General features: G+C 42.4%; 4 protein-coding genes and 1 pseudogene. All 5 read right to left on the bottom strand.

What is annotated here, in order from left to right; all coding sequences use genetic code 11:
- The coding region (locus QTO00_RS13170) for a TnsD family Tn7-like transposition protein (RefSeq protein WP_331425214.1) at positions 1-607 on the bottom strand (607 nt) is incomplete at its 3' end.
- 156 nt (positions 608-763) lie between these two features.
- Positions 764-1,207, bottom strand: a pseudogene (locus QTO00_RS13165) (TniQ family protein); the annotation flags it as partial.
- A 17-nt stretch (positions 1,208-1,224) separates the two neighbouring features.
- The gene (locus QTO00_RS13160) at positions 1,225-2,883 is read right to left on the bottom strand and encodes an AAA family ATPase (protein WP_331425213.1); all 1,659 of its coding nucleotides are present in this window, start codon (positions 2,881-2,883) and stop codon (positions 1,225-1,227) included.
- Complete coding sequence (locus QTO00_RS13155) at positions 2,883-4,967, bottom strand: transposase (protein ID WP_331425212.1); 2,085 nt, start codon at positions 4,965-4,967, stop codon at positions 2,883-2,885. The genes QTO00_RS13160 and QTO00_RS13155 overlap by 1 nt, the downstream gene beginning before the upstream one ends.
- Positions 4,954-5,784, bottom strand: coding sequence for a heteromeric transposase endonuclease subunit TnsA (locus tag QTO00_RS13150; protein WP_042522411.1), 831 nt, complete (start codon positions 5,782-5,784; stop codon positions 4,954-4,956). Before QTO00_RS13150 ends, QTO00_RS13155 begins: the two co-directional genes overlap by 14 nt.
- Positions 5,785-5,933 lie beyond the last annotated feature (149 nt).

Here is a 5,933-nt window from a genome sequence, read left to right as displayed (position 1 = left end):
TAACGGTATCTAATCGTTCGACAACCCTAATAAGCTGCTTAGTTAGTGAGCGGTCTCTTGCGTTCCAATCTACTTTTTTCTGCCTTACATGAGATTGGGATTGATGGACTCGATTGAAAGCTAATAGCCAATCTCTATCATTTCGGTAAAGCCAAGCATACAGTGCACCGCCACCTCGAAGTTTGCGTGCTTTCTTAATAGGGGTCTTCCCTATTAAGTCACGCCACTGATTACGTTTTTTCTCATTAGAGTTTGGCACAAGATGAACGTTGTCCTTCGAGAAGGATATCGTCGCTCCCTCTTTTGATTTTACTTCTTTGATGATTTCACCAACCGACATTTCGGGAATAAAAGCAGACCAAACCGTTAAGTGCTGTAGGTAGCTAAAAGCTTTACGATGACGGCGAAACAACGTGCGAAGCCAGTTAGTATCTCTATCAGAATTGATGGTTAGCTCAGGGGTAACGATCTTGCTTACAACTAAGTCTGCAATCTTATCGTGAGCAACCTGTTTAGGACCTTTTCCACACCCAAAGTCGTGTGCTAGATGATTGTAGAAAAGGCTCCATTGATGCTGAGTCGGGGAGTCTTGGGCTGGTAAACACATGACCTCTTTAGCTTTGCTAGCTAAGTAAGCAAACCGCTGCGCTGTTACATTATGGTCGTTACATAAAAGGGGCTGACATCGTATTCGGCTACATGCATGGTACGTGTGCCTACTGTCATGGTAAGAGGTTGTCGATTGACTTAGAAGTCCATGCTTAGGGCAGTAAGGTAAAGATGGCAAAAACCACAATCTAGACCAATAACTTTCCCCATATTTTTGCTTTTGTTCCGCGACACAAGCTGGGCAAACACAAAAGTTATCCGACGTTTTTACAATAGAAGCGGGGGATCCTAGCATTAGATGAACAGAGCCCTTAGCGCGACGTTCCATTCGCTCCATCGCTCTAATCCTAATGCTTTCATCAACAAAAGGAGCGTAAATCGGGAACATTGTATGTTCATAAATAAGCTGTTGGACGTCAAATCGTCCCGTATTAATGAGCAGCTCTGATATCGACGATAAATGACTAGGCAGATCAATTGTCGCAATCACTTTTCTGTCACCAAACACTTCACTTAGTAGCTGTTTAGAGCTTGTTATCGCACTGCGAATTCCAGCTCTAGCTACCAAGCTATAGATTAATTCATCTGGGTATGGCACAGGGAAGCAGCGCAATATTAAACCACCTTTTCTAGCAATGACTGAATGTCTAAAATCAAACCCGACTTTGACATTGCGGTGTACACTTCGCTATCAGAATCAGATTGAGAGTGAACAAACCTCAAATCCTCACTATCAAGGGTATGCCATTGCGTCTGTTTAATTGAGGATGCCCTCTTACCCTTACTTGGCTTAGCCTCTGTTTTAGATTGTATCTGTTCAGGGCTAATGAGTTGCTCATGTACCAGTGGCAGTATGCTGGTCCACGTCAAATCAGGATGTAGATCAAATAGCTGTCGTATTGCAGGAGCCAAAAACGTTGAATCAAACTCATCTTTTAAGGCCATATATACACGCCGCTCTTCATCGGTTCTGAGTTGTTGATATGCAAACTCCTCCGGCGTCTGCTGAACAGTTGTTGCTACCTGTTTTTGCAGCTCAAGCAACCTTTTATCAGTGTTGCTTAGTTTAAGATCTGAAAACTTAATCATTTCTTCGGCATCACCCGAGCGAAGAGCTGCTAGCATTGGGTGAACAGGTTTTAATTCATCCTCGTAAACCTGTTGCATTAATTTAGGTGTGATCCTTTCTACTTTTGTCGCGATTGCTCTCAGCTGACACAAGACATATAGCTTAACCACAATATCCAAGACACCTTGGCTTAGGTCATACCATAGAGAGCGAATGTCATCCGACAACACCTCATCACGTTTTTGTAGCCATTGAAGAGTCCATAACTTATCCGTGAGCGCTTTCCATTCTCTTCCTTCTTCCATTGGATCCCAAAAAATCGCTCCAAGACCAGAGCCTCGCCTTGCAGATCTCATATCAGCCTCAAATATCTCGCGGGCTCGTGGTGTTCCAACCAAAATCACAGGAAGGCCAATGGTATTTACTAATGTCACAAAGAAATTAAGCATTTTCTCAGAGCCACCAGAGCGAGAACGGCTAAGGTGCTGTATTTCATCAATAATAAGAACACCAACTGCATGAGCGTTTGCAACCTGAGCCATTGCAGCTAAAAGTGTTTCAATACTCGGTCTTTTGCTCATCGAGTATTGTCTTTCGTAGTTAGATGTCCCTAATGCTCTATCCATTGCACGAAAAAAGTTCAAGCACAGCTCTTTCAGTGATCCATCATGGGAGCAGTCAATTTTTAGATAAACGACTTGCTCAAGATTTCTGTCAGGGTGGTAAATAACTTGAGGGTATAACGACAAAAGCTGCTTGATCGCCGTTGTTTTGCCATTTCCGCTACATCCAATCAATGTCATGCTTTGGGCTGTAGAACTAACTTCCGTGAACTTTATCGCCTTCAAATCACCAGATAAAACACGCTCATAACCATTTTGTATATGTCTTGCCCAATCACCTGTTTCGGGATTTCTTCCAACATAGCCACGCCGTATCATCAATGAAAGTCGTTCATGCAACTGTATGTGCTGACTGAGGGGCTGGAAAAAATCATCAATAACACGACAGATACTATGCGCTCTTTCGATGCCATTTCGATGGATATCTTCTGCGGCACACCTTAACGAGCCCTTCAGAGCAATCGAGTCGTCTAGGAAACTATTTATCGGTGGTAATGCCTCTATCAGCGGGTTATTTCGATAAACTGAGAGCGTAGCACTTTGATAGACGGCTACTACACGATGATCTTGGCTTTTCTTCATCAGTTATCATCCTCATCATCAAATAGCTCCGGAATGAAATCAGGCAGTTGATAACTTTCCTCTTCTCCCTTTATAGGTATCACCGACGCGACTTCTTCTTGTTTAGCCCTAACTGGCTGTATTGCTAACTCCTTTCTCTCTTGCTCTCGAACATTCCGTTTATTGCCTTTGATGTCATTTATCTTTTGCGCGTTGCTCAATGTACTGGTTTTTCGATTCTTTTTCGCCTTTTTCAGTTTCTTTTCAAGAAGGTCATCAAAATCCCGCTCTACCGGTGCAAATTGATAGTTAGCTTCTGCCAAAGTTTGTTTTTGAGCCGCTTGACGTTCCCATACTTGATACCAAGTTAGATCACGGAACTCTCTACTCCGACTAGCAAGTTCACAAACCCAAAATGTATTTTTGCCTTCTTCTGGAAACAGGTAGATGTAATTAGCTGAACCAAGTTCATAGGCTGCGAATAGTTTTTTGGGCCTAGAGACTTCAGAAGAGCGGTGCATCCAACCTGTCTGAATGACTTCTTTTCCTGTGTAGGTTAATCCCCATAATTTTATGCCTAACTCCGATACAGTGACTTTTTGACGCGGTAACAGTAATATTTTTGCAATATCCGTATCGATGGCTCGTAAACGTCCGGTACGATGCTGTAGTCCCCACCTCCAAAGCTCAATAGGGATCGATGGAAGGCTTTCTGGCATATCAGGAGCACGATCGTACTTTTCTAATGGTTTGTTTAAGTTGTGAGCAAGTATTGAATAGAGCAGTATTTCAATAAAGTCTGACCTCGCCACAGCAGCTTCAACTCTATAATCTCTTTCACCATGCTTCTTAACCTTGTTACCAGTTACGACACCTGGCATATATGGCTTAAACTTAGCTTGTAACGTGCCAAATGATCTCTCGACGATACCTTTGGCATCACCCCGTCGAGGAGGAGCACTTTCAAGGCGAACTCCTATAGCATCAACCAAATAATTTGCTTGATGACTCATCAATTCACCGCGATCAGCTAGCAGAACATCGGGAATACCTACACAGGGCCACTGCTCTTCAGAAATATCGATTCCATATTCTGCGCAGGCTTTTACTTTGCTATCAAAACTGCATATCAGTGCCTTCATTGCAACGGGAAAAGATGGGTTATCGAAACCGATATAAAAGCCAGCAACCATGCGGCTAAAAACATCAATGACCATATAAATTGTCGGCCGACCAATAACCTTGTCCGGGTCATCGTCATCTACTAGGTAAATATCGGCGATGGTAGCATCAATTTCGTATCGACTACCTGGGCCTAACGCTTGCTCGGTAGCTGTGCCATGAAGTGGTCTAATGTCTTTGTTGTAATTTCCTTGAGGCGTCTGAACAGTGAGCTGAGTGGCCTTTGTATACTCGGTTTTGTAAAAGTATTGAAACTGACGAAGTGTCGGAATTTCATGCTCTTCAGCTTCAGGGTGTTTGAGCTTGTAAGCCTTAGTAAACTTGATATACGAATACCGAATTGAAAAGCCTTTATCGTTCATCAGATACTTATCACAAATGATTCGAAATTGCTTTCTGACACTTTCGGTTACAGGCTCTCCGCGACCAATGCCATATATCCTCGGTCTACCAGCTTTGCTAGTCGTGAAGTTTCTTCTTTTTCCACCTGCACCAGAGTTTTTATAATCAGGTAAAAGAGCATTCTTAATCTGACCCCTTTGCCAATAGCGCCTTAAGAGTCGATAGATCGTAGGTTTTCCTTTACCCGATTCAGCAATAACCTGATTAAGCCTGCTCGCTCGAACTCGCTTGTCAAATGCCTCTTCGCCTTCAACGATAGGCTTTATCAGTTCATAGTTGCGTTGGCTTTCCAAATAACTACTAGATGCTTCGTCCCAAGACTCACCTTGGAGGTATGAATAGGGGTCAGGGATCTTTTCTAAACGCCCCTCATCAGTCCAATTGCAGCATTCATCAAAATAGACTCTTTCAGGTAAACCTTTGTTCTCATCAATAGCAATCCAATAGAAGTAGCTTGTCTCAGTAAAAAGAATGCGATAAGGCTTGCCATCAAATGATAGGGTTTCATTAACTCGCCACATAGCTGTGCCCCTCATCAAAAGCTACACCTCTAAATACAAGGTCTCTTGCTCGCAAGCTATGGAAAGGATATCGAATATCAAACGTGATAAGCCTAGCAGCGCACATCAATCGAAGATCGAACATAGAGTCTCCTAACTTCTGTCCATAAGCCAACTCATATTCTTTTGCAATTTCAACCACTTTTTTGTCAGGAATGCGAGAGAAATAAGCTTTCATGTGGTTAAACGTTAGCAAAAGCTCATCGGTAATCAATTCATCGAAATACCCTTTGACGCCATATAGCCACTCAATATTATCCACAACGACTTTATCTATTTCTTTTTCCGTGACTAGGAACCACGGGATCTTTTTTAACTGCCAATAACGACGTTCAATTTCAAGTTTTTCGATAGTTCTTGAGTCTTTAAGAGCATTTTTATACTTGGCTTGGATAACAAATCTAGGCTGAACTTTAGAAGAGGTGTTGACAAAAAAGTCTGACGACATCACTTGATTAACCCCATTTTGTGCAGGGTGCCAAAGCTGATGTTCCTGGCAGATATTTAGCGTGTCATCCCTATTGAGTGGAAACTGCTCACGAATGTCAGTTACGGCAGGGTTATGATCAAGAAGGAGAAAAATAGCGAATTCAAGGTCCGATAGCACATGATGAATGCGGCTCGTTAGGTGAGAGTAGACTCTTTGAGATCTACCTTCGGATGGAACCTCATTCACGTACAGCCACGGTTTATAGTTAGAAAGCTTTCCTGAACCTCGGCCTTCTTTAATCCGCCTGATGATTTGTTTTTCAGTTAAAACATACTTTGATTTTGCCATAACAAAAACCCGGTTAACTTTTAATCAGCTTAACCGGGTTTAAAAAGTTTTCAACTTTAATGTCTTAGTTTCAAACTTTATTGTTTAGTTTCAATCTTTATTGTCTTACGACACCTCGGTTTAATCGTCCGTTTGCAATTACTCAACCG

It is taken from the genome of Vibrio sp. M260118, from assembly GCF_036533755.1.
In the GTDB taxonomy this organism is placed as follows: domain Bacteria; phylum Pseudomonadota; class Gammaproteobacteria; order Enterobacterales; family Vibrionaceae; genus Vibrio.
Note: the sequence above shows the minus strand (reverse complement) of the source record. Positions and strands in the feature narration are given on the sequence as shown.

Excerpts from the sequence above, each read along its gene's own strand:
- QTO00_RS13155 (WP_331425212.1), bottom strand. The coding sequence starts at position 4,967 with ATGTGGCGAGTTAATGAAACCCTATCATTTGATGGCAAGCCTTATCGC.
- QTO00_RS13150 (WP_042522411.1), bottom strand. The coding sequence starts at position 5,784 with ATGGCAAAATCAAAGTATGTTTTAACTGAAAAACAAATCATCAGGCGG.
- QTO00_RS13160 (WP_331425213.1), bottom strand. The coding sequence starts at position 2,883 with ATGAAGAAAAGCCAAGATCATCGTGTAGTAGCCGTCTATCAAAGTGCT.